At 75.1% G+C, this 21,201-nt stretch carries 18 protein-coding genes and 1 pseudogene; 11 read left to right on the forward strand and 8 right to left on the reverse strand.

Features of this window, described 5'->3' with window-relative positions:
• Positions 1-438 precede the first annotated feature (438 nt).
• The 4 genes and pseudogenes from KME75_RS11595 to KME75_RS46700 form a co-directional block, all read right to left on the reverse strand.
• A complete protein-coding gene (locus KME75_RS11595) occupies positions 439-3,345 on the reverse strand; it encodes a glycoside hydrolase family 2 TIM barrel-domain containing protein (protein ID WP_219414607.1) in 2,907 nt (968 codons plus the stop codon).
• A gap of 54 nt (positions 3,346-3,399) precedes the next feature.
• Positions 3,400-4,563: an AGE family epimerase/isomerase gene (locus KME75_RS11600; protein WP_246631920.1), complete on the reverse strand. Its 1,164-nt coding sequence runs from the start codon at positions 4,561-4,563 to the stop codon at positions 3,400-3,402.
• A complete protein-coding gene (locus KME75_RS43035) occupies positions 4,452-6,362 on the reverse strand; it encodes an ATP-binding protein (RefSeq protein ID WP_246631911.1) in 1,911 nt (636 codons plus the stop codon). Before KME75_RS43035 ends, KME75_RS11600 begins: the two co-directional genes overlap by 112 nt.
• A gap of 445 nt (positions 6,363-6,807) precedes the next feature.
• Positions 6,808-7,509 (reverse strand): annotated as a pseudogene (locus tag KME75_RS46700) (AfsR/SARP family transcriptional regulator); the annotation flags it as partial.
• Between KME75_RS46700 and KME75_RS11610 the strand changes: the two are divergent.
• The 10 genes from KME75_RS11610 (at position 7,481) to KME75_RS11655 (ending at position 16,930) form a co-directional block, all read left to right on the forward strand.
• Positions 7,481-7,843 (forward strand): NAD(P)H-dependent oxidoreductase, encoded by a 363-nt coding sequence (locus KME75_RS11610; RefSeq protein ID WP_219414609.1) that lies wholly within the window; start codon positions 7,481-7,483, stop codon positions 7,841-7,843. The pseudogene KME75_RS46700 and the gene KME75_RS11610 overlap by 29 nt on opposite strands.
• Positions 7,844-7,847: 4 nt before the next feature.
• On the forward strand, positions 7,848-8,168 hold the full coding sequence (locus tag KME75_RS11615) for a hypothetical protein (RefSeq protein WP_219414610.1): 321 nt from the start codon (positions 7,848-7,850) through the stop codon (positions 8,166-8,168).
• 96 nt (positions 8,169-8,264) lie between these two features.
• Positions 8,265-9,782: an ABC transporter substrate-binding protein gene (locus KME75_RS11620; RefSeq protein WP_372452586.1), complete on the forward strand. Its 1,518-nt coding sequence runs from the start codon at positions 8,265-8,267 to the stop codon at positions 9,780-9,782.
• A 9-nt stretch (positions 9,783-9,791) separates the two neighbouring features.
• Positions 9,792-10,739, forward strand: coding sequence for an ABC transporter permease (locus tag KME75_RS11625; protein WP_219414611.1), 948 nt, complete (start codon positions 9,792-9,794; stop codon positions 10,737-10,739).
• Positions 10,736-11,620 carry an ABC transporter permease gene (locus tag KME75_RS11630; RefSeq protein ID WP_219414612.1) on the forward strand — a complete coding sequence of 295 codons (885 nt, stop codon included), beginning with the start codon at positions 10,736-10,738 and terminating at the stop codon, positions 11,618-11,620. Before KME75_RS11625 ends, KME75_RS11630 begins: the two co-directional genes overlap by 4 nt.
• Positions 11,621-11,622: 2 nt before the next feature.
• Entirely contained in the window at positions 11,623-12,642 is a 1,020-nt protein-coding gene (locus tag KME75_RS11635) for an ABC transporter ATP-binding protein (RefSeq protein WP_219414633.1), read from the forward strand.
• Positions 12,635-13,498, forward strand: coding sequence for an ATP-binding cassette domain-containing protein (locus KME75_RS11640; RefSeq protein ID WP_219414613.1), 864 nt, complete (start codon positions 12,635-12,637; stop codon positions 13,496-13,498). Before KME75_RS11635 ends, KME75_RS11640 begins: the two co-directional genes overlap by 8 nt.
• Complete coding sequence (locus KME75_RS11645) at positions 13,495-14,709, forward strand: M20 family metallopeptidase (RefSeq protein WP_219414614.1); 1,215 nt, start codon at positions 13,495-13,497, stop codon at positions 14,707-14,709. The genes KME75_RS11640 and KME75_RS11645 overlap by 4 nt, the downstream gene beginning before the upstream one ends.
• Complete coding sequence (locus KME75_RS11650; protein WP_219414615.1) at positions 14,706-16,145, forward strand: aldehyde dehydrogenase family protein; 1,440 nt, start codon at positions 14,706-14,708, stop codon at positions 16,143-16,145. The genes KME75_RS11645 and KME75_RS11650 overlap by 4 nt, the downstream gene beginning before the upstream one ends.
• An 11-nt stretch (positions 16,146-16,156) precedes the next feature.
• Positions 16,157-16,930, forward strand: a complete 774-nt coding sequence (locus tag KME75_RS11655) for an SDR family NAD(P)-dependent oxidoreductase (RefSeq protein WP_219414634.1) — start codon at positions 16,157-16,159, stop codon at positions 16,928-16,930.
• Here the strand turns inward: KME75_RS11655 and KME75_RS11660 are convergent.
• From KME75_RS11660 to KME75_RS11670, 3 genes are read right to left on the reverse strand one after another with little or no spacing between them, the layout of a single operon-like run.
• The gene (locus KME75_RS11660) at positions 16,909-18,174 is read right to left on the reverse strand and encodes an RNA polymerase sigma factor (RefSeq protein ID WP_219414616.1); all 1,266 of its coding nucleotides are present in this window, start codon (positions 18,172-18,174) and stop codon (positions 16,909-16,911) included. The two genes, KME75_RS11655 and KME75_RS11660, sit on opposite strands and share 22 nt — an antisense overlap.
• On the reverse strand, positions 18,171-18,536 hold the full coding sequence (locus KME75_RS11665; protein WP_219414617.1) for a YciI family protein: 366 nt from the start codon (positions 18,534-18,536) through the stop codon (positions 18,171-18,173). Before KME75_RS11665 ends, KME75_RS11660 begins: the two co-directional genes overlap by 4 nt.
• Before the next feature lie 15 nt (positions 18,537-18,551).
• On the reverse strand, positions 18,552-19,349 hold the full coding sequence (locus KME75_RS11670; RefSeq protein WP_219414618.1) for an alpha/beta fold hydrolase: 798 nt from the start codon (positions 19,347-19,349) through the stop codon (positions 18,552-18,554).
• Positions 19,350-19,483: 134 nt separating this feature from the next.
• Here KME75_RS11670 and KME75_RS11675 point away from each other — a divergent pair, with 134 nt between their 5' ends.
• On the forward strand, positions 19,484-20,158 hold the full coding sequence (locus KME75_RS11675) for a FadR/GntR family transcriptional regulator (RefSeq protein WP_219414619.1): 675 nt from the start codon (positions 19,484-19,486) through the stop codon (positions 20,156-20,158).
• A gap of 66 nt (positions 20,159-20,224) precedes the next feature.
• Here the strand turns inward: KME75_RS11675 and KME75_RS11680 are convergent, their stop codons facing one another.
• Positions 20,225-21,193 carry an ABC transporter substrate-binding protein gene (locus KME75_RS11680; protein ID WP_219414620.1) on the reverse strand — a complete coding sequence of 323 codons (969 nt, stop codon included), beginning with the start codon at positions 21,191-21,193 and terminating at the stop codon, positions 20,225-20,227.
• Positions 21,194-21,201 lie beyond the last annotated feature (8 nt).

A 21,201-nucleotide genomic window follows, 5' to 3' on the forward strand; every position in this document is an offset into this window, starting at 1 on the left:
GAGCGCTCACCGTCGACTGCACCGCGACAGTGCGCAACTCACGGCGATCACCCGCCCCCACCAGGCCGGCGAGCCGACCGGCCGGCGTGATCACCGCGAGAGTGCGGTTGTCGTCGTCCGGACCGCACTCGGCCACCAGTCGTGGCGATCACCCCCGCAAGATCGTCGCGAGAGCGCAGTTCTCGTCGTGGGGACCGCGCGGAGCGACCACTCGCGACGATCACCCTTGCAAGATCGCCGCGAGAGTGCGGTTGTCGTCGTCCGGACCGCACTCGGCCACCACTCGCGACGATCAGTCCCGGCGTGATCACCGCGAGAGTGCGGTTGTCGTCGTCCGGACCGCACTCGGCCACCACTCGCGACGATCAGTCCCGGCGTGATCACCGCGAGAGTGCGGTTGTCGTCGTCCGGACCGCACTCGGCCACCATTCGGGACGATCATGCCCGTCCGGGCGCCGGACTCACCTCCCGCAGCACCACCGCGAACGCGGTCGGGGCCGCCGTCAGCACGTACTGCGGCAGCACCCCCGGCCCGCATGACGCCGTGCCGATCCCGTGCTGCGCCACGTCGAGGTGCACGTACAGGCAGCCCTCGTCGCGCAGCTCGGAGGTGTGGCGGGCGGCGTCGAGCTGCTCGGTGCTCCACCGGCGCACCGTCAGGTCGACGGTCGGCGCGCCCTCGATGCGCAGTCCCGCGCCGTCCGCGCCGGTGAGGGTGGCCCAGCGGACGGCGGCGCGGCAGCCGTTCTCCTGCGGGAACACGTAGGGGGTCTGGAGCGCGTCGACGTTCGCGGCGAACCGGCCGAGCCAAGTGCCGTAGCCGGTGTCGGCGTAGGCCTCCCCCGGGCCGCGGCCGAACCACTCCACGCGGTCGAGCCCGCGGGGCAGCCGCATCCGCAGCCCCAGGCGCGGCAGCGGGCAGGGCAGCTCGCCCTCGGGCTCGACCGACACGTCCAGCCGCACTCCGTCGGCCACACCGGTCCAGCGGTAGGTCACGGCGAACCCGAGGTCGGTCGCGGCCGGCGCCACCCGTTCCCGCACCGTCAGCGCGTCGTCCGACGCGTCCACCGCGACGAGCCGGTGCCGGAGCCGGTCGAACCCGAGCGCCCGCCACGTCGGCACCAAGTCGCGCGAGCCCGTCCCGGCGTCGTTGTCGGTGGGCGCGCGCCAGAGGTCCAGGCGCGGCGGGGCGAGCACATCCACGGCGCCGAGGCGCAGCAGCCGGCCGCCGGCGACGTCGAACGTGCCGGCGCCGACGGCGAGATCCGGGCCGGTCCGGAGGAGCGCGACGCCGGTGGGTGCGGGCGGCGCTGCCGGCGGCGCGTCCAGCGGCACCTGACCGCGGGACAGCACGTGCCCGGCGGGCGCCCACGGCTCGTCGTGGGCAAGCTCCGCGGTGACCGTCACCCAGCGCTCACCCGGCCCGGCCGCCCCGGTCGCCTCCGCCGGGAGCGGCACGACCGCGGACTCCCCCGGCCCCAGCTCCGGGACCGCCAGCTCGCCGTCCGCGGCTGCGTCGCCGCCGGCCTCCAGGGTCCAGCGGAACCGGATGCCGGCGAGACGGCGCACGTCGAACCGGTTCGCGACCCGTACACCGCCGTCCGCGGCCGTGATCCGCACCTGCGCGATCACCGCGGCGTAGTCGCGCAGCCCCGGCGACGGGGTGCGGTCGGGGAACAGCAGCCCGTCGGCCACGAAGTTGCCGTCGTGCAGGGGCTCGCCGAAGTCGCCGCCGTAGGCGAACCGCTCCCGGCCGGTCACCGGGTCGCGCTGCCGCAGGCCGTGGTCGATCCACTCCCACACGAACCCGCCCGTGCACCGCGGCGAGGACTCGAACAGCTCCTGGTACTCGGCCAGCCCGCCCGGCCCGTTGCCCATCGCGTGCGCGTACTCGCACTGCACGAACGGCATCGCGCGCCGCCGCTCGTCCAGCGCCGCGTCCGTCAGCGGGTCCTCGGTGCTGGTCGCGATCGCGGCGACCTCGGCGTGCGAGGCGTACATCCGGCTGTAGACGTCGACGTCCGGGCTGGTCCAGTCGTGCTCGTAGTGGATCGGGCGCGAGGCGTCCCGCTCGCGCACCCACGCCGCCATCGCCGCGAGGTTCTTCCCGGTGCCGCTCTCGTTGCCCAGCGACCACAGGACAACGCTCGGGTGGTTCTTGTCGCGCTCGACCGTGCGCCGCATCCGGTCGACCATCGCCTCGGCCCAGCGCGGGTCGTCCGACGGGTTGTTCCGCCAGTCGACGACGACGAACCCGTGCGTCTCCAGGTCGCACTCGTCGACCACCCACAGCCCGTACTCGTCGCACAGATCGAGGAACGCCGGGTGCGGCGGGTAGTGGCTGGTGCGAACGGCGTTGATGTTGTGCCGCTTCATCAGCAGCACGTCGGCGAGCATCTCCTCGCGTGTGACGGCGCGGCCGCGGTCGGGCGAGAACTCGTGCCGGTTGACCCCGCGCAGTTTCAGCGGCCTGCCGTTGACGGTGAAGACGCCGTCGACGATCGCGACCGTCCGGAAGCCGATGCGCAGCCGCACGCGCTCGGCGTCGGCGACGACCTCGGCGTCGTAGAGCCGCGGCACCTCGGCCGACCACGGCTCGACCTCCGGCACGCCGACCTCCGTGCCGGTCGGGGCGTCGATCCCCAGCTCCGGCACGAGCACCCGGGCGGGCACCGGCGTGTCCACCCGCAGTGTCCCCGCGCCGTCGGCGAAGCCCGCGCGCACGAACACGTCGTCGATCCCCCCGGCGGGCCGCGCGAGCAGCCGCACCTCCCGGAAGATCCCCGACAGCCACCACATGTCCTGGTCCTCGAGGTAGCTGCCCGACGACCACTGGTGCACCCGCACGGCGACGACGTTCTCCCCGTCGCGCAGCAGGTCGGTGACGTCGAACTCGACCGGCAGCCGGCTGCCCACCGAGGTGCCGGCCTCGCCGCCGTTGACCCACAGCCGGAACGCCGAGTCGACGCCCTCGAACCGCAGCACGGCCCGCGTTCCGCGGAACGCCCGAGCATCCCGGAACACAGCGGGCAGCCGGAACGTCCGCCGGTAGTCCCCGGTCGGGTTCTCGTCCGGGACGAACGGCGGGTCGACCGGGAACGGGTATCGCACGTTCGTGTACGCCGGGGCGCCGTACCCGTGCAGCTGCCAGTGCCCCGGCACCGGGATCGCGTCCCACCGCGAGTCGTCGAGGTCGGGAGCGGCGAAGTCCTCCGGCAGGTCGGCCCGCTCCGCGTACCGGAACCGCCAGACGCCGGAGAGGTCCAGCTCCGGGGCGTCGGAGTGCAGCCGGGCACGCGCGGGGCGGACGCCGCGCACCGGGAAGTACTCCTCGAACCAGCTCACAGCGCGGTGCTCCTCATTCGGGGACGGGGCCGTGGTCGACCGTAGGAGAAACGATCAGCCGCGCGCCAGCACCGCCGCGGGCACGCTCGGTGCCGCCGGCAGCAGACAGACCAGGAGCGCCTGGTAGGCGTGGTAGACGTCGGGCTTCCCGGCCCAGACGGTGGCCGCCGGGCGGTTGTGCGGGTCGAGCTCGTGGTGCCACCCACCCGCGGCCCGGTCGACGAGGTGGCGCCGCGCGTAGTCCCACCACCGGTCGCGCAGCGACGCCGTCCACGGGTCGCCGGTCACGTGTGTCACCGTCGCGGACGCGGCGAGCGCCTCGCACACCACCCAGTGCATCCGGGTGCGCACCACGGGCCGGCCGTCGAAGTCGACCGTGTAGACGAACCCCTCGGCGCCGTCGGCGGTCCAGCCCTCGGCGACGGCGGTGTCGTGCAGACCCCGGGCGTCGGCGAGCAGCCAATCCGGTGGCGCGTCGGACGTCTCGGCGCACGCCAGGTGCAGGTGTAGCAGCAGCCGCGACCACTCCAGCCAGTGCCCCACCGTCGCCCCGAACGGGCGGAACGGGTCGTCGGGCCGGTCGCGGTTGTAGTCCGGCAGCACCTGCCACGCGGCGTCGTAGTGCTCGGGCATCCGCCACCCGAACGCGCGGGCGTGGCCGTGCACGAGCTTCTCGGCGATCCCGAGCGCGCGCTCCACGTACCGCCGGTCGCCGGTCGCGGTGGCGGCGGTGAGGTAGGCCTCGACGAGGTGCATGTTCGCATTCGCGCCCCGGTAGGGCTCGCAGCGCGTGAAGCCCCGGTCCCACACGTCGACGGCGAGGCCGTCCTCGGGCACCCAGAAGTGCCGGTCGACCACCTCCAGTGCCTGGGTCAGCAGCTCCGCGGCGCCCGGCCGCCCGGCCACAGTGGCCGCCGCGGCGGCGAGCACGACGAACGCGTGGTCGTAGGCCCGCTTCTCGTCGACCTGCGCGCCGCGCGGGTCGACCGGGTGCCAGCCCCCGTACTCGGCGTCGGGCAGCGGCCCGGAGAGCGCCGCGAGGCCATGGTCGACGAGGTCGGCGGCGCCGTCCCGGCCCTGCAGCGCCGCGAGGGCGAACACGTAGGTCATGCGCGCGGTGATGAACGTCTCGACCGGCCGGTCGACGACCCGGCCCTCGTCGTCCAGCCAGCCGAAGCCGCCCGTCGCCAGTCGGGACCGCGCCGCGAACTCCAGCAGCCGCTCCGCCTCCTCGGCCCACCCCGCCGGGTCGGGGGCCGGGGTGGCCGGGGCACCGGTGTCGCCTGTGTCGTGGGGAAGCACGGTGAGCAGCCTTCAACCGCCGCCGGACCCCGCCGGGCCGAGGCCGCGGTGGTCACCCGGCCGGTGCGGGCTCGGACCACGTCCTCGAGCGGGGACGCGGCGCCGGCGGCGAACGCGGCGGCGAACGCCTCCTCCCCCAGGGCCGCCCGCGCCGCGGTCGCGATCCGGTCGACGTCGCCGCGTTCGGCGGCCGGCAGCGGGGCGCCGACCGCCTCCCTGGCGGCGCTCGCCGCGCCGAGCAGCCGGGCGGCCCGCTCGTGCTCGCCCGCCATTGCGGCGGCGCCCGCCAGGCCCTCGGCCGCGAGGGCGATCGCGCGGGGCTCGCCGACCGCACGGGCTGCGGCCACGCCCTCCCGGTGCAGCGCGTCGGCGCAGGCGGCGTCGCCGCGCAGCTCGGCGATGAAGCCGAGCTCGGCGAGCAGGAGCGTGATGCCGTAGTACGGCACGCCGTAGTCCGCCTGCAGCCTGCGGTTCCACGCGAGCGCCGCGCCGAGGTGCGCCTCGGCCGCGTCGAGATCCCCCTGTCTGCGTGCCCCGAGCCCGAGGCCGACCTGGGCGTACTCCGCGGCGAACGCGTCGCCCTGGTCGGCGGCGAGCCGGCGCGCCCGCTCGTGCAGCTCCTCGGTGGCGGCGAAGTCCCCGGACAGAAGTGCGAGCCGCCCGAGGCCGGAGAGTCGGTAGGACACGTCGGTCCACAACTGCAGGTCCTCGGCGATCCGCAGGTCCTCCCGGTGCAGCCGGGCCGCGGTGGCGTGGTCGCCGGTGACCTCGGCGTGGTAGGCGAGCACGTCGTCGGCCAGCAGCCGGCCCCAACGGTCGCCCAGCGCCACGAACCGGCGCAGGCTCTCGACCGCGGCGCGCTCGGCCGCGGCGAGCTCACCCCGGAACATCGCGACCTTGGCCCGAGTGCTCAGCGCCGCGGCGATCCCCCAGCCGTCGTCGAGCCGGCGGAACGTCGCCAGCGCGGACGCACTCAGCGCGTCGCCCGCGGGGGCGTCCCCGAAGTGCAGGTGCGCGTGCGCGAGGAACCACTCCGCCCGGGCGCGCTGCCCGGGCTCGTCGACGTCGTCGTAGGCGGCCTGCGCGGCCCGGCTGCGGGCCAGCAGATCCGTGCCGTCCCCCACGAGCATCGCGAACCCCGCCCGCCAGGCCGTGGCCCGCGCGATGGCCCGCACGTCACCATCGAGCGTCAGGGCCGCGTCCAGCGCCCGGTGCGCCTCCCGGTGCCGCCCGCGCAGGTACCAGTACCAGGACAGGGCCGTGACCAGCCGCAGCGCGAGATCACCGGCCCCGCGGGCGACCGCGCCGTCGAGGGCCGCGCGCAGGTTGCCGCTCTCCGCGTCGAGGTGCTCCAGCCGGCGGCGCTGGTCGGGGCCGTACAGGTGCGGCGCGGCCCGCTCGGCGAGCCCGGTGTGGTGTTCCTGGTGGCGCACCTGCACGCGCTCGAGCTCGCCGGCGGCGGACAGCTGCTCCCGCCCGTAGGCCGCGACCGACTCGAGCAGGCGGTACCGCGGGCCGTCGACGCCGTCGGTCACGACCACGAGCGACCGGTCGACCAGCCGGGCCAGCAGGTCCACGACGTCCCCCGCGGCGACGTCGTCGCCGGCGCACACCGCCTCGGCGGACCCGGGCGTGCACCCGCCGGCGAACACGGCCATCCGGCGCAGCACGGCGCGCTCGGGCCCGGGCAGCAGCTCCCAGCTCCAGTCGATCACCGCGCGCAGCGTGCGCTGCCGCTCCGGCGCGTCCCGCCGCGGTGAGCAGGCGGAACCGGTCGTCGAGCCGCCGGGCCACGCCGTGCACGCCGAGCCCGCGGACGCGAGCGGCGGCCAGCTCCAGCGCCAGCGGCAGCCCGTCGAGCCGGGCGCAGATCGCGGCGACCGCGGCGGCGTTGGCGGCGTCGAGGGCGAACCCCGGCGCGGCGGCCGCAGCGCGGTCGGTGAACATCCGGACGGCGCCCGACGCGGCCACGGCGGCGATGTCCTCGGGATCGGCGGGCAGGTCCAGCGGCGGAACCTCGTGGAGCACCTCCCCGGCCACGGCGAGCGGCTCCCGGCTCGTCGCGAGCACCCGCAGCCCGGGCGCGGCCGGCAGGAGCAGCGCCACGAGCTCGGCGGCCTGCGCGACGACGTGCTCGCAGTTGTCGAGCACGAGCAGCAGCCGCCGGGAACGCAGGGCGTCGCACAGCTGGTGGGTGAGGTCGGCGGGCCGGACACCGACGCGCCCGCCGGTCTCCTCGCGGACCCCCAGCACCGTCGCCACCAGCTCGGCCACCCCGACCGGCGACGGTTCGGCGGCCCTGCCCGCCCGGATCCCCGTGAGATCGACGAACCACGCGCCGTCGGCGAGCACGTCCGTCTCCTGCGCCGAGACCTGGACGGCGACCTCCAAGGCGAGCCGCGTCTTGCCGACCCCGCCCGGCCCGGTGAGCGTCACCAGCCGGCCCGCCGCGAGCCGCTCGCGCACCACCGCGACGGCCGCGGCCCGGCCGACCAGCGCCGCCACCGGCGCCGGGAGGTTGCTGCGGGGGCGAGCCGCGGACGTCGCCGGGGCGGGGACGGCCGTCAGCGCGGGGTCGTACCCGAGGATCGCCGCGTGGAGCGCCACCAGCTCCGGCCCGGGGTCCAGGCCCAGGTCGTCGACCAGGCGGGTGCGGAACGCGGTGAAGCCGTCCAGGGCCTCGCTCTGCCGGCCTGTCCGGTATAGGGCGAGCATGTGGGCGGCGCGCAGCCGTTCCCGCAGCGGGTGCTGCGCGACCAGGTCGCCGAGCTCGTCGGCCAGGAGCGCGTGCTCGCCGAGGGTGAGGCGGGCCTCGGCGAGGTCCTCGACGACGGTGAGCCGCTGCTCGTCCAGCCGGGCGATCGCAGCGCGGGCGAACGACCGCGTCTGGAACCACGGCTTCGCCTATGGGCGCAGCGCGCCGCGGCTGGCCGGGAAGCGGATGCGCTGGCTCGGGCTCACCGGCTACGGCCGCGAGCACTTCGCCGCCGGCGGCTGGGACGCGCTGCTCGACCGGCAGCTGCGGGTGGGGATCTCCCGGTTCTGCGGGATCGACGACGCGCGCGTGCGCCTGGTGCACGGGACCGTCCCGGCGGGCGACGACTCCGGCCACGTGCGCGGCGTCCTCGCCGCCGCCGACGCGGCCCTGGACGACCTCCTGGGCGATCACGCCGCCGAGCCGGTGCCCGTAGGCTGACCCCGTGATCCGTCGCGCCGCCGTGCCCGTAGTGACCGCCCTGACCGCTCTCGCCCTGCTCACCGGCTGCGGTGGCCAGGGCGGCTCCCAGACCGAGTGCGGGATCGACGGCTGCACGATCACGTTCCCCCGCAGCGGCGAGGCCGCCGTCTCCGTGCTCGGTGTCGAGGCCAGGGTCGTCGGGGTGCAGGACGGGATCGCGCAGCTCGAGGTCGCCGGGCAGCAGATCAGCGTGCCCGTGGGCGGCGAGACGCAGGTGGAGGGCTTCACCGTGGGCGTCGAGTCGGTCACTGACACCGAGGTCGTGGTGCACGTCCGCGCCTGACCCGCGGCCGCGCGTCCGAGCGAACGGCACTTCCGTCCCATAGGTTTGGACGAGAGTGCCGTTCGTTCGACCTGCTGAGGAGGCCTCGTGCGCCTGGTGACGCGACCCCGGTTCCGGCCCGTCGGGGCACTGCTCGCCGTCGCGCTCCTGGCGGCCGCGGGGTGTTCGGCGGGGTCGACGACGGCCCCGCCGGCGGGCGGCGGCGGGGAGGCCGCGATGACGATCGGCCTGACCGCGGAGCCCGCCAACCTGGACTTCACCCGCACCGACGGCGCCGCCATCCCCGAGGCGTTGCTGGTCAACGTCTACGAGGGGCTGGTGGAGCTGGACCAGGAGACCGGCGAGATCGAGCCCCTGCTCGCCGAGTCCTGGACCGCGAGCGAGGACGGGCGCACCTACGACTTCACCCTCCGCGAGGGCGTGACGTTCGCCAATGGCGAGCCGTTCACGGCCGACGACGTGAAGTTCAGCATCGAGCGCGTGCAGTCCGACGCCTGGACGATCTCGCTCGCCGAGGGGATGGACGTCGTCGAGTCCGTGGAGGTCGTCTCCCCCACGCAGGCGCGCGTCGTGCTGTCGGAGCCGAGCAACAGCTGGCTGTTCCGGATGACCACCCGCATCGGCGCGATGTTCGACCCGTCCGGGGTCGCGGACCTCGCCAACACCCCCGTCGGAACCGGCCCCTACGAGGTCACCGAGTTCCGCCGCGGCGACGCGCTCGTGCTGTCGGCGCGTGAGGGCTACTGGGACGAACCGCCGGCGATCGGCCAGGTGACGCTGCAGTACTTCGACGACGCGACCGCCGCGCTCAACGCCCTCGCCACCGGCGGCATCGACATGATCGGCACGGTGCAGGCCCCGGAGTCGCTGGGCCGGTTCGAGGGCGACGACCGTTTCCAGATCATCGAGGGCACCACCAACGGCGAGGTCACCCTCGCCATGAACAACGCGACCGGGCCGACGAGCGACGTGCGGGTGCGCCGGGCCATCGCCATGGCCATCGACCACGAGGCGGTGCTGAACACCGCGTGGGCGGGGCGCGGCACGCTGATCGACACAATGGTGCCCCCGACCGACCCGTGGTACCAGGAGCTGCCCGACGTCACCCCGTACGACCCGGAGGCCGCGCGCGCCCTGCTCGCCGAGGCCGGCCAGGAGAACCTGACGCTGCGGTTCCGCATCGCCAACCTCCCCTACGCCGTCGCGTCGGCGCAGGTCGTGCAGTCCCAGCTCGCCGAGGTCGGGATCGACGCGCAGATCGAGCCGATGGAGTTCCCCGCCCGGTGGCTGGAGGAGGTCTTCACGAACGCCGACTACGACCTGTCGATCGTCGCCCACGTCGAGCCGCGGGACATCCGGACGTTCGGCAACCCCGAGTACTACTGGCGCTACGACAACCCGCAGGTGCAGCAGCTGCTCGCGGCGTCGGAGACCGGCACGGAGGACGAGCAGGTGGCGGCGCTGCAGCAGGTGGGGCGGATCATCGCCGAGGACGCCGCGGCCGACTGGCTGTTCCTGCTGCCGAACCTCATCGTGGCCGAGGCCGACGTCGACGGGCTGCCGGAGAACCGCATCGGGGAGGCGTTCGACCTCACGGCCCTGTCGCGCTCGTAGGGCGGCCTCATGATCCTGCAGCTGGTCCGGCGGACGGCGGTGTTCGTCGTCAGCCTCGTCGTCGCCTCCGTCGTGGTGTTCGCGTTCATGACGGTGCTGCCCGGCGACCCGGCCCGGGTCGCCCTCGGGCTGAACGCGACGGAGGAGGCCGTGGCGGCCACGCGCGCCGAATTCGGCACCGACCGGCCGCTGGTGGTGCAGTACCTCGAATGGGCGGGCGGGCTGCCCACCGGGGACTTCGGCCGCTCCTACGTCACCGAGGCCGACATCGGCCCGCAGGTGGTGGACCGGCTGCTCGTCACCGCGTGGCTGGTGCTGTCGGGCATGGCGGTCGCCATCGCGGTGGCCGTGCCGCTCGGGATCGCCGCCGCGGTGCGCCACCGCCACCCCAGCGGCACGGTGATCTCGGGGATCAGCCAGGTCGGGGTGGCGGTGCCGAGCTTCCTCGCCGGGATCCTGCTCGTCACGGTGTTCGCGGTGCAGCTGGGCTGGCTGCCGTCGGGCGGGTGGACGCCGCCGGCCCGGGACCCCGCCGCGTTCCTGAGCCAGCTGGTGCTCCCGGCGCTGTCGCTCGGGCTCGTGCAGGGCGCGGTCCTCACCCGCTACGTGCGTTCGGCGGTGCTGGACGTGCTGCGCGAGGACTACCTGCGCACCGCGCGCGCCAAGGGCCTGCGCCCCACCCGGGCGCTGCTGCGCCACGGCCTGCGCAACGCCGCCATCCCCGTGGTGACCGTGCTGGGCCTGCAGTTGGCCACGCTGCTGGTCGGGGCGGTGGTGATCGAGCGGGTGTTCGTGATCCCGGGGCTGGGCAGCCTGCTGCTCGACGGGGTCGCCAACCGCGACCTGCTGCTCGTGCAGGGGGTGGTGATGGTGCTCGTCGTCGCGGTACTGGTGGTCAACTTCCTGGTCGACGTCGCCTACACGGTGCTGGACCCGAGGCTGCGGAGGGCGACATGAGCGAGCTTGCGAGCGAACCATCGGCGCAGACCGCCGTCGACGCGGCACCGCCGCGCACCCGGCGCCGCCGGGCGGGAGCGGGGCTCGGCGTCGGCGCCGCGCTCGTCGGGCTCGTGGTCGCCGCCGCGCTGCTGTCGTTCGTCTGGACGCCGTATGACCCGGTGCAGGTCGACCCCACCACCCGCATCGCCCCGCCCAGCGCCGAGCACTGGCTGGGTACCGACCGGTTCGGCCGCGACGTCGTGAGCCAGCTGCTGGTCGGCGCCCGGACCACGCTGTTCGTCGGCGTGGTGGCCGTGGGGGTGGCCGCGGTGCTCGGCACCCCGCTCGGCGTCCTCGCCGGCATGGCGCCGCGCGGCGTCGGGGAGTTCCTGATGCGGGTGAACGACCTGCTGCTCGCGTTCCCGGCGCTGCTGCTCGCGATCATGTTCGGGGCGGTCTTCGGGCCGAGCACGCTCACCGCGATGATCGCCATCGGCATCGCGACGATCCCGTCGTTCGCCCGGCTCGCGCGCAGCGGCACCCTCCAGGTCCTGAGCACGGAGTACGTCCTCGCGGCGCGCGCGGCGGGCCGGCCCCGGCGCGCCATCGCCGTCCGGCACGTGCTGCCCAACATCGCCGGGCTGCTGCTCGTGCAGGCGTCGGTGTCGTTCGCCATCGCGGTGCTCGCCGAGGCGGCGCTGTCGTTCCTCGGCTTCGGCACCCGCCCGCCGACGCCATCGTGGGGGCGGATGCTGCAGGAGTCCCAGCAGCTGCTCTACTCGACGCCGGAGCTGGCGCTGTGGCCCGGGTTGGCGATCGCGCTGGCCGTGCTCGGGTTCAACCTGCTCGGCGACGGGCTGCGCGACCGGTTCGACCCGCGGCTGGAGGACAGCCGGTGATGATGAAGGCCCTCGACACCCGCGCCGCGGACGGCGCCACTCCCCCGGCCGCCACCGACGAGGTGCTGCGGGTGGAAGGCCTCGGCGTCGGGACCCGCGATCTGCGCCTGGTGTCGGACGTGTCGTTCACCCTGTCCGCGGGCGAGCGGGTGGGGCTCATCGGCGAGTCCGGGTCGGGCAAGTCGCTCACGGCGCTCGCCCTGCTCGGGCTGCTGCCCGAGGGCGTGCACGCCACGGGCGCCGTCCGGCTGGCCGGCGTCGGCCACGACCTCGTCGGGGCGTCGGAGCGGGAGATGTCGGCCGTGCGGGGCGCGGCGATGACGATGGTCTTCCAGGAGCCGATGACCGCGCTCAACCCGGTGATGCGGGTCGGCGACCAGGTCGCCGAGGTGATACTGCTGCACGGCAGGCGCCCGGACCGGCGCGCGGCGCGGGCCGCCGCGGTCGAGCTGCTCGACCGGGTGCACCTGCCCGATCCCGCCCGGGCCGCCCACGCCTACCCGCACCAGCTCTCCGGCGGGCAGCGGCAGCGCGTGATGATCGCGATGGCGCTGGCCAACGGCCCGTCGGTGCTGCTCGCCGACGAGCCCACCACCGCGCTCGACGTCACCGTGCAGGCGCAGGTCCTCGAGCTGATACTCGCCGGGGTCGCCGAGCGCGGCTCGGCGCTGCTGTTCATCACCCACGACCTCGCGGTGGTCGCCACCGTGTGCGAGCGCGTCATGGTGATGTACGGCGGGCGGGTGGTGGAGGCGGGCCCGGTGCAGGAGGTCTTCACCCGGCCCCGGCACCCCTACACGCGCGGGCTGCTCGACGCCTCGGACCTCACCGACCTCACCGACGGCGGCCGGCTGCGGACCATCGCCGGCACGGTCCCGCCCGCGGGCCGGTTCCCCGACGGCTGCGTCTTCCGCGCCCGGTGCCCGAACGCCTCCCCGACGTGCACGCGGATGCCGGGGTGGAGCGCGCGGCCGGACGGCGGCGGGTACGCGTGCTGGCACCCGGTGGCGGACGATGACTGAGCCGCTGACCGAGCCGCTGATCCGGGTGCGCGACCTGGACCGCTCCTACCGGCGGCAGCGCACCTCGCTGCTGCGCCCGCCGCCGCGGGTGCACGCCGTGCGCGGCGTGTCGGTCGACATCGCGGCCGGGCAGCGGTTCGGGCTGGTCGGGGAGTCGGGATCGGGCAAGTCCACGCTGGTCCGGCTGCTGGCCGGGCTCGACACGTCGACGTCCGGATCCATCACCTTCGACGGCCGGGAGATCGCCGGGCGGCCCGAACGGAAGCTCGGGTTCCTGCGCGAGCAGGTGCAGGTGGTGTTCCAGGACCCGATGGGCTCGCTCGACCCACGGATGCGGGTGCGCGACATCATCGCCGAACCGCTCGCGGGCCGGGCGGGCGTCGACGTGCCCGGCCGCGTGCGGGAGCTGCTCGACGCCGTCGGGCTCCCCACCGACGCGGGTGACCGCTACCCCCACCAGTTCTCCGGCGGCCAGCGCCAGCGCATCTCCATCGCCAGGGCGCTCTCGCCCCGCCCGTCGGTCCTCGTCGCCGACGAGCCGGTGAGCGCGCTGGACGTCTCGGTGCGCGCCCAGGTCCTCAACCTGCTCGCCGACCTGGTCGAGGAGTACGGGCTGACGCTCGTGTTCGTCTCCCACGACCTCACCGTGGTGCGCCACGTCTGCGACACGATCGCCGTGATGCACCGGGGCGAAGTCGTGGAGCTCGGCCCGGCCGAACGGGTGGCCGACGCCCCCGAGCACCCCTACACCCGGCGGCTCGTCGCCGCGGTCCCCACGATCCGCGGCGCGCTCGCGGGCGTGCGGGCCGCCGACCTGGCCCGCGGCGCAGGCACCGACCCCGAGGAGGCCCCGTGAGATCGACCAGCAGCGCCCGGCCGCGGACGTTCCCCGTCGACGACACCGGCGTCGTCGAGCTCACCCGCGCGCTGGTGCGGCTGCGCACCGTGCACGAGCTGCAGCACGGCGGAACGGAGGCGGCGGCCGCCGCGCTGGTGGCCGAGACGATGCGCGGGTTCGGCTGGGAGCCGGAGATCACCGAGGTGGCGCCGGGGCGCCCGAACGTCGTCGCGGTCGTCGAGGGTGGCGGCGGCCCGGGCCCCACGCTCGCCTTCGAGGGGCACACCGACGTCGTCACCGAGGGCGACCCCGACCGCTGGACCGTCGACCCGTACGGGGCCGAGGTCCGCGACGGCCGCCTCTACGGCCGCGGCGCCGCGGACATGAAGTCCGGGGTCGCGGCGATGCTGCACGCCACGCGGGCGCTGCAGCTCGCCGGGCCGTTCCCGGGCCGGGTCGCGGTGTGCGCGCTCGTCGACGAGGAGGGGATGATGCTCGGCGCGAAGCACTTCGCCGCCACCCCCCTCGCGGCCACGATCGACGGCGCGATCGTCTGCGAGCCGGAGGAGGGCGAGATCTGCACCTCCGCCAAGGGCGCGATCCGGATCCGGGTGGACCTCCACGGCGCGATGGCGCACGGCGCGATGCCCCAGCACGGCCGCAACCCGGTGGCCCCGCTCGGGCGGCTGCTCGTCGCGCTCGCCGACCTGCAGGCGCGGCTGCAGGCCGAGCACCCCGCCCACGAGCACCTCGGGGCCGTCTACCTCACCCCGACCGTGGTGGAGGCGGGCTCGGTCGACCAGATCAACGTGATCCCGGGACGCGCCACGGTGTGCGTCGACGTCCGCACGATCCCGGGGATCGACCACGCCGCGCTCGTCGCCACGGTCGGCGGCCTCGCCGCCGAGGCGGGCACACCGGACGGCGTCACCGCGGCGGTCACCGTCGTCGACGACCGGCCGTGCGTGGAGATCGCCGCCGAGGACCCGCTGGTCGTCGCGCTGGCAGCGGCACACGAGGCCGTGCTCGGGGAACCGGCCCGCTACGGCGGCGTCCCCGGCGCCACCGACGGCACCATCCTCACCCGCGACGCCGCGATCCCCACCGTCGTCTACGGGCCGGGCGGCAAGTGGATCGCCCACCAGGTCGACGAGTTCGTGGAGGTCGAGGACATCGTGGCCTGCACCCACGTCTACGCGGAGGCGGCACACCGCTTCCTGACCCGATGACCGCCGTGGACCCGATCACGCTGCCCTTCCCCGCCGGCCTGCCCGTCGGCAGCGACTGGCGACCCACCGCGGCCACCGCCGACGTCCGCTTCCCCTATGACGGCTCGGTGGTCGCCCCGGCGCCGGTCGGCTCCGTCGCCGACGCCGAGGCGGCGCTGGAGGCCGCCCTCGCCGTCCGGGCCACCGTGGCGGCGCTGCCCTCGCACACCCGCCGCGACGTGCTGCTGCGCGCCCGGGACGCGCTCGCCGCCCGCCGGGAGGACCTCGAGCGGCTGCTCGTACTGGAGACCGGAAAGCCGCTGGTGGACTGCCGGGTCGAGGTGGACCGCTCGCTGGTGACGCTCCAGGCGTCGGCGGAGGAGGTGGCCCGGCTGCACGGCGAGACCGTGCCGCTGGACCTGCTGCCCTCGGGCGACGGCCTCGTCGGGTTCTGGACGCGCCGGCCGATCGGCGTGGTCGTCGGGATCACCGGCTTCAACTACCCGCTGCTGCTGGCGGCCCACAAGGTCGGGCCGTCGGTCGCGGCCGGCTGCCCGGTGGTGGTGAAGCCGGCGCCGCCGACCCCGCTCGCGACGCTGTGGCTGGTGCACGCGCTGCGGGAGGCCGCCGCGGCGTGCGGAGCACCGGCCGCGATGGTGCAGCTCGTCACCGGCGACGCCGCCGTGGGGTCCGCGCTGGTCACCGACCCGCGCATCGGCGCGGTGTCCTTCACCGGCTCGGCCGCCACCGGGCACGCGATCGCCCGCGCCGCCGCACCCCGCAAGGTGCTGCTGGAGTTGGGGTCCAACGCCGCGCTGTGCGTGGCCGCCGACGCCGACCTGGACGCCGCCGCGGCCGCGATCCTGCGCGGCGGCTTCTACGCCTCGGGCCAGGCGTGCATCTCGGTGCAGCGGGTGCTGGTGGAGGACGCCGTCGCGGACGCGCTGCTCGACCGGCTCGCGGCCGGGCTGACCGACGTCCGCGTGGGCGACCCGCGGGAGGAGTGGACGCGGGTGTCGGCGCTGATCGACGGCGGCGCGCAGGCCCGGGTGACCGCGTGGGTCGACGAGGCGGTGGCCGCGGGTGCCCGCCGGATCGGGACGGAACTGCCGACCGTGCTCGTCGACGTCCCCGACGGCGTGCCCGCCTGGGACGAGGAGATCTTCGGGCCGGTGGTGTGCGTGCGCCGGGTGCCCGACCTCGAGGCCGCCTTCGACGCCGTCAACGCCTCGCGCTACGGCCTGCACGCGAGCGTCTTCACCCGCTCGCTCGCCACCGCGTTCCGGGCGGTCGACCGGCTGGAGGTCGGCGCCGTCGTCGTCAACGAGGTGCCTGGCTTCCGCTCGGACACGATGCCCTACGGCGGGGTGAAGGACTCCGGCGCCGGGCGGGAGGGCCCGCGGTTCGCCGTCGAGGAGCTGACCGTGACGCGGATGGCCGTGATCCGCCCGGCGTGAAGGGGACCGACGTGGACTACCAGCAGCTGTTCCGCCTCGACGGCAGGCGGGCCGTCGTCGTGGGCGCCGGCAGCGGCATCGGCCGCGAGGCGGCCCGGGCGCTCGCCGCGCACGGTGCCACCGCGGTCTGCGCCGACCGCGACTCCGGCACCGCCGCGGCCACCGCGTACGCGATCGGCGGGAGCGCGTCGTCCTACGGGCTCGACGTGCTCGACCGCGACGCCGTGCGCCGGGCGCCCGCCGAGCTGGGGGACGTGGACGTGCTCGTCTTCACCGCCGCCACCAACGTGCGCAAGCGGCTGCTCGACTACGCCGACGCCGAGTTCGACCGCGTCGTCGACCTCAACCTGCGCGCCTCCTTCGACCTGGTCCGCGCGTTCGGCGCCCCGATGGCGCAGCGGGGCAGCGGCTCGATCATCGGGTTCTCCTCGATCCGCGCGTTCACCGTCGAGCCCGGCCAGGGCGTCTACGCCGCCACGAAGGGCGCGCTCGTGCAGCTGCTGCGCACCGCCGCGGCGGAGCTCGGCCCCCGCGGGGTCCGCGTCAACGCGGTCGCCCCGGGCGTGGTCGAGACGCCGCTGACCGCGCAGATCCGGGCCGACGCCGACTGGTACGCCGCCTACGCCGCCAAGAGCGCGCTCGGGCGCTGGGCGCGGCCCGAGGAGCTGGCCGGAGCCGTCGTCTACCTCGCCTCCGACGCCGCCAGCTTCGTGACGGGCAGCGTGCTCACCGTGGACGGCGGCTGGACCGCGGTCGACGGGCGCTACGAGCCGCCCGGCACCTGACCCGGCCCGCCGCCCTTGCCGAGCCGGGCGGCCCGGCGCTCGAGGTAGCGCCGCTCCGGGACGCTGTGGGTGCGGCGGGCGGCCTCCCGGTACGCGGCGCGGGCCGCGTCGTCCTCGCCCGCCCGCTCCAGCAGGTGCGCGCGCACGGCGGGGAGCCGGTGGTGGCCGCTGATCCGGTCGTCGGCGTCGAGCGGGGCCAGCAGGTCCAGTCCGGCCCGCGGGCCGCGCAGCATCCCGAGTGCCACGGCGTGGTTGAGGGTGACGATCGGGTCCGGCGCCACCCGGCCGAGCAGCTCGTAGAGGGCCACGATCTGGCGCCAGTCGGTGTCCTCGGCGCTCGCCGCCTCCGCGTGGACCGCGGCGATGGCGGCCTGCAGCCGGTAGGGCCCCGGCACCCCGGCCGACAGCGCGTCCTCGACCAGCGCGAGGCCCTCCCGCACCGCGGCGGCGTCCCAGCGGCTGCGGTCCTGCTCGGCCAGGGGCACCAGGTCGCCGTCCGGGCCGACGCGCGCCGGGCGACGGGCGTCGGTGAGGAGCATGAGCGCGAGCAGGCCGGTGACCTCGCCGTCTGCGGGCAGCAGCGCGCGCAGCATCCGGGTGAGCCGGATGGCCTCGCCGGTCAGCTCGGCGCGCGCGAGGTCGCGCCCGGACGAGGCCGTGTAGCCCTCGTTGAAGATCAGGTAGAGGACGTGGAGCACCACCGCGAGGCGTTCGTCGCGCTCGGCGTCCGGCGGCAGCGCGAACGCTGCGCCGCTGGTCCTGATCGTCTTCTTGGCCCGGCTGATGCGCTGGGCCATCGTCGGCTCGGGCACGAGGAACGCCGCGGCGATCTCCGCCGTGGTGAGCCCGCCGACCGCGCGCAGCGTCAGCGCGAGCTGCGACGGCGCCGACAGCGCGGGATGGCAGCACAGGAACAGCAGCAGGAGGGTGTCGTCCCCGTCGGGGGCGGCGTCGTCGGCGGCGGGCGCCTCGTCGGGCGGCGCGAGCGCGGCGATCTGCTCCTCCCGGCGGCGGCTCGCGTGCTCGCTGCGCACGGCGTCGATCAGCCGCCGCGAGGCGACGGTGACGAGCCAGCCGTGCGGGTTCTGCGGCACCCCGCCGGTCGGCCACTGCGTCGCCGCCGCCAGCAGCGCCTCCTGCACCGCGTCCTCGGCGGCGTCGAACTGCCGGTAGCGGCGGACGACCGCGCCGAGGACCTGCGGCGCGAGGGTGCGCAGCAGGTCCTCGAGGCGAGGACTCGTCACATCTCCGTCCCGGCCGGGTCGAGGATCGGCCGCACCTCCATCGCGCCACCGGCCTTCGCGTTCGGCCAGCGGGCGGCGATCTCCGTGGCGCGCTCGATCGACTCGCACTCCACGATCAGGTAACCGCCGAAGTACTCCTTGGCCTCGGCGAGCGGGCCGTCGGTCACCACCGGGACGCCGTCGCGGGCCCGGATGCTCCGTGTCTGCGCCGGGTCGGCGAGCGCCTCGGTGCTCACCAGCTCGCCCGACTCGGTCAGCTCCGCGAGCAGGGCGTCCATCTCCGCCATCAGCGGCGCGCCCGCGTCGCTGAAGAAGAACTCGCGGCTGTCCGGGTTGTCGAAGATCATCAGCATGTACTTCATCGCATCCCCCTCGGATCAGTGGAAGAACTCGGACAGGACCGGGGCCAGCTGCTCGGGGTCGACCTCGTGGGTCTGGCCGGGCAGGGTGCGCCGCTGCGCGCCCGGAAGGACGGCGGCCAGCGCGTCGGCACCGGTGTGGAAGTGCTCGGGGCTGGCACCGCCGGTCACGACCAGGGCGGGCACCTCGACCCCGGTCCACCGCCGCAGCGGCTCGGCGCTCCCGGCCATGTGCTCGGCCACGAACGCGGCGTCGTAGGCCAGCGTGGGGGCCACCTTCTCGAACACCGGCCAGATCGGAGCCTGGCGCATGCCGGCCACCATCTCGGCGGGCAGGCCGACGGCCCGGGTGAGGAAGTACTCCACCGCCTCACCGTGGCGGCCGCCCGCCGCGAGCGCGGTCAGGTGCTCCCGGTAGTCGGCGGGCACCGGCGGGCGGCTCGCGTCCACGATGAACGGCGGCTCGTACAGGGCGAGCTTCCGGATCGGCAGGCCCGCTCGGGCGGCGTCGAGGGCGAGCGCCCCGCCGGAGGACATCGCGAACACGCGCGCGCTCCCACCGGCCGCCTCGATCACCGCGGCGAGGTCCTCGACCTCACGCTCCGGTGCGTACGGCGCGGTGTCGCCGCTGTCGCCACGGCCGCGCCGGTCGTAGTGGTGGACGGTGAACCGCTCCCCGAGCAGAGCGGCGAGCCGGGCCGTCGGCTCGTCGATCGCGCGGTGTTGGAACGCCCCGCCGACCAGCACGACGGCAGGCCCCTCCCCCACCCGGTCGACGGCGATGGGGGTGCCGTCGGGCGATGTCACGATGTGCATGTCGCGATCCTCTCCTGCGCGTCCGAGCGCCCGGCCGGGCCCCCGTTCGTGCAGCGGTCGGAGTCGCGGAGCCGGTCTCGACATCGGGCGCCGGAGATTTTCGCGTGGCGACCCCGACCTGCGAGACTCGTCGGGTGGCGGTCACCGACGAGGCGATCCTCAAGATCAAGGCAATGATCCGGTCCGGCGAGCTCAAACCGGGCGACCGGCTGCCGCCGGAGAAGGAGCTGAGCGAGTCGCTCGGCCTGTCGCGCAGCTCGCTGCGCGAGGCGGTGAAGGCGCTCGAGGTCATCCGGGTGCTCGACGTGCGGCGCGGCGACGGCACCTACGTCACCAGCCTGAACCCCGGCCTCCTGCTCGACGCGATGTCGTTCGTCCTCGAGATCCACCAGGACGCCTCGGTGCTGGAGCTGTTCGAGGTGCGGCGCATGCTCGAACCGGCCGCCGCGGCACTGGCGGCCCAGCGCATCACCGCGGCGGACGTCGAGCACCTGCGGGGCCTGCTCGCGGAGGTGCACGGCACCACGTCGGTGGACGACCTCGTGGCCCACGACATGGTGTTCCACCGCTACATCACCCAGCTGTCCGGCAACGCCTACCTCACCCAGCTGCTCGACACCCTGTCCAGCAGCACGCTGCGGGCGCGGGTCTGGCGCGGGCTCAGCGAGGAGGGCACGGTCGAGCGCACCCTGACCGAGCACCACCTCATCGTCGACGCGCTGGAGATGGGCGACGCCGAGCTCACGAGCGCCCAGGCGACGGTGCACATCAGCGGCGTGGTGGCCTGGCTCCGAAAGGCCCTGGGCTGAACGACACGAACGGCACTTTCGCCCGATGGGTTCGGACGAAAGTGCCGTTCGCGTGCTGAGGCGGTTCTACTTGTACAGCACGTTCTGGATCTCCGGGCTGTCGATGTTCGACTGGTCGTACCAGTAGAACCCGGTGTCGATCACCGGCGGCAGCTGCTCGCCGTTGATCGCCTTGACCGCGGCGTCGACGAGCTGCTCGCCCATCCCGATCGGGTTCTGCGTGATCGCGCCGAGCATCGTGCCGTCGCGGATGGCGTCGATCTGGGCCTGGCCGGAGTCGAAGCCGACCACGGTGATGCCGGTGGCCCCGCTCTCCTGGACACCGCGGACCACGCCGATGGCCGAGCCCTCGTTCGACCCGTAGATCCCCGCGACGTCCGGGTTGGCCGTGATGATCGCCTTGGTGATGTTGGCCGACTCGAGCTGGTCGCCGCCGCCGTACTGCGGCGGGAGCAGCTCGATGCCGGGGGCGTTGGCCTCCATCCACTCGACGAACCCGTCGCGGCGGTCGATCCCCGAGCGGCTGGTCTGGTCGTGCACGACCATCGCGACCTTGCCGGTGCCGCCCAGCGCCTCGGCCATGTGCTTGGCCGCCTCGGCGGCAGCGGCCTTGTTGTCGGTGGCCGCCGTGGTGACCGGGATGTCGCTCTCGACGCCGGAGTCGAACGCGATGACCGGGATGTCCTGGGTCTGCGCCTGCTGCAGCAGCGGCGCGGCGGCCCGGGAGTCCAGTGCCGCGAAGCCGATCGCGTCGGGCTGGCGGCTCAGCGCGTTGGTCAGCATCGTCACCTGGGCCTCGATGTCGGCCTCGGTGGCCGGGCCCTCGAAGCTGATCTCGACGCCGTGCCGCTGGGCCGCCTGCTCGGCGCCCTGCTTGACGGCCTGCCAGAACTGGTGCTGGAAGCCCTTGGACACGATGGCGATGTACGGCTGCTCGCCGCCGCCACCACCGCCCTCGGCTTGCGAGCCGCACGCGCTGACCGCGAGTGCCAGCGCCGCGGCCGCGACGGCCGCTCCGATCTTTCGGATGCGCATGTGGACCG

It is taken from the genome of Pseudonocardia nigra, assembly GCF_019396355.1.
GTDB lineage: Bacteria > Actinomycetota > Actinomycetes > Mycobacteriales > Pseudonocardiaceae > Pseudonocardia > Pseudonocardia nigra.